Source organism: Streptomyces sp. NTD91 (assembly GCF_059510455.1).
On the sequence record NZ_JCAJZW010000195.1, the window covers coordinates 1 to 277 of the forward strand.

At 71.8% G+C, this 277-nt stretch carries 1 protein-coding gene; it reads right to left on the minus strand.

Annotated elements, in window-relative coordinates; genetic code table 11:
- Window positions 1-277: hypothetical protein (locus tag AC5WRT_RS39205; protein ID WP_496101129.1), on the minus strand; the 277-nt coding region annotated here is incomplete at both ends.

A 277-nucleotide genomic window follows, 5' to 3' on the forward strand; every position in this document is an offset into this window, starting at 1 on the left:
CTCACGGACCAGGCCGAGTACGTGCGCGGTGAGCGCGTGTGCCGCCTCGGCGTCGTCGCCGGCCGCGCGTTCGACGCGGAGTAGGAGGTCACCGGTGACTTCCTCATCGACCTCGGGGAGTGTGGTGCGGGGCTGGTCCGGTGCGGAGCCGTCCTTGGCGGGTATCTTCGCCCAGTCGATCTGGAAGAGGCCGTCGGGCCTGCCGGCGTCGGTCGCGGTGAGCGCGCCGGTGGCCTCGCGGAGGGTCAGCGACTCGACACCGGCGACCAACTGACCA